Source organism: Streptomyces sp. NPDC058877, assembly GCF_042742855.1.
GTDB lineage: Bacteria > Actinomycetota > Actinomycetes > Streptomycetales > Streptomycetaceae > Streptomyces.
Genome location: NZ_JBHYMF010000365.1, coordinates 1 through 2,302 on the forward strand (window position 1 = coordinate 1; position 2,302 = coordinate 2,302).

Annotated in this window: 1 protein-coding gene; it reads right to left on the reverse strand. The window is 74.5% G+C overall.

Annotated elements, in window-relative coordinates; genetic code table 11:
* Positions 1-303 precede the first annotated feature (303 nt).
* Entirely contained in the window at positions 304-1,971 is a 1,668-nt protein-coding gene (locus ACFW2Y_RS35530) for an SWIM zinc finger domain-containing protein (RefSeq protein ID WP_384887808.1), read from the reverse strand.
* Positions 1,972-2,302 lie beyond the last annotated feature (331 nt).

Below are 2,302 nucleotides of genomic sequence, written 5' to 3' on the forward strand. Positions count from 1 at the left end.
GAACCCCCGACCCTTCGCCTGGACGAAGAGCGCCGACGAGATCCTCGAACGCCTGGCCTCATATCTTGATCGAATTCCCGGCGCAGGACACTAGCACCCTCCCTCGCCCTCCAGACCACGGATCCGGCGGATTCGGTTGCCCGGGATCCGATGTCCCTTCGGTCGGACACGCGGGGTCGGAGGGGGCCGCCGGGGAGGACCGCGGGCCCCGTGCCGCCGGGGCCGGTCCCCCGCTCGTCCGCGCGCCCCGGATCGCCGTCGGGTGCTGAGGGGCGGCCTGAGCGGGACCGGTGGGATACCGGGTCACAGCCCGTGTTCGTCCAGCAGCCTCATCAGGTTCCGCTTGCGCTTCTGGGCGGTGCGCAGGTCGGTGACGTAGGCGGTGAAGTCGTCCGGCGTGCCGAGGCGGTGGTGGCAGTCGCGGATGCTCAGGAGCAGGCTGACGAGTTGTTCGTAGGCGCGGTTGCCGGTCTCGCGGGTGAGGCGGGCGGCCAGGCGGAGGTAGACGGTGAGGGCGTCGGCGGGGCGGGTGGGGCGGGTCCGGTCGGCGAGGGCGAGCCATTGGCCGTCGTGGGCGCCGTGCTCCGTGGCCGCCTGCCAGGCGGCGTCCACCTCCCCGTCGTCCAGGAGGGCGTCGACGAGGACGCGCCAGCCGTGGCTCCTCGCCCGCTCCGCGTCGATGCGCAGCAGGGCCAGGGCCCGTTCCCGCTCGGCCGGCCAGCAGGCGGCGGCCCCGGCCGCGGCGCGCAGTTGTCGGTAGGCGGGCAGGATGCGGCGGGCGGCGAAGTGGTCGCGGCGCAGGGTGACGGCATCGGCGAGCCGGTCGGCCTTCGCATAGCGGTCGGCGAGGTCGTCGACGAGGGCGGTGTCGACCGCGGCCAGGTCCTCGGTCTCGCGGATGCCGCGCTCGGCCCATTCCAGGGCTTCGGCGGTGCGGCCGGCGGTGTCGAGTTCGCGGGCGACGAGCAGGTGGGTGTGGCCGTTCGGGGCGAGGTCGGCGGCGTGCACGGCGATCACCGTGTCGAGGTCACGCCCCGACTTCGCGAGGCGCTGCATCAGGTGCTTCTCGGCCCAGCCGGTGCGCTTCGCCTGCCATGCCTCGGCCGCGCGCCGGCGCAGGACGGCCATCCCCCGCTCGCCGAGCAGGTCCTCGTAGTCGAGCGGGTCGACGTCCGTCAGATCGGCCGCGTCGTCCAGTGCGTGCGTCACCAGCCAGTGCGCGAGCTCCTCCGGGTCGGGACGGGCCGCGCGGCAGGCCTCGTGGTGGGCGTCGGCGAGGTCGGCGCCGATCTGTCCGAGACCGCCGTCGGAGTCGTCGACGTCTTCGACCACCCGGGCCAGCAGGTCGATCGCCTCCCTGGCCAGCGCCGTTGCGTCGGCCGCCCGGTCGGAGGCCGTCAGCGACCGGATCGCACGGACCGCTTGTCCGGCCTGGTCGGCATAGGCCCGGGCGTCGGCGTACTCGACGTAGCCGTACTGGGCGAACGGGCCGATGTCGAGCAGCTCTCGGATGCGGGACCGGATTTCGGCCAGGTCGCCGCGGGCGCTCGCCGCCCGCACCTCCAGCCGACGCCGCAGCTGCCGGTCCTCGGCCATCTCCTCCCGCACGAGGGCGAGCAGGTCCTCCCGCGGGAGACCCCGCAGCCAGGCGTCGAGGCCCCGCGCCGCGTCCCGGGCCGACCGGCGCAGGCGGGGGAGGTCGGCCTCCTGCGCGATCAGGGTCAGGCCGAGTGCGACCAGGTGCTTGCAGAAGTTGCCCTCCTGGCCGTACGGGCAGTCGCAGGTGCCGGTCGGTTTTCCGCGCCCGCCCAGGAGCAGTTCCACCCGGTACCGCTCCGTGCCGCGCACCGATGCGCTGATCCGGTCGTCATCGACGTCGACCCCGGACACCGCGTCGACGTAACCCAGCCCGCGCTCGAACGAACGCTTCCCGGCCAGTGCCTTCAGTTTCGCTTCCGTGAGACCGCCCACGATCCTCCGCGCTCCGATCCGGCTCGGGCTCCGCCCGGCGGCCCCCTTCGCCGGGACCGTCGGGTCGGACGACTTCGACGAGCAGAATCGTGCCACCCTCCACGGGGCGCCGTCCCCGTCGGTCCGAGCCGCCCCCCGTCAGGTCGGCTCGGTCGTACGGTCGTTCCCCCCTCGCCCCGTTGCCGTGCCGGCCCGTCGGTCTGTCGACCCGTTGCCCTGTCGGCTCGTCGGCTCGTCTCCCCGGAACGAGGACCCGCGGCTGATCGACGGGGTGCGGGGGGGCGGGTTCCGTCGCCGGCTACGACCGGGAAGCGCCCCGGCCCCCCCCCGG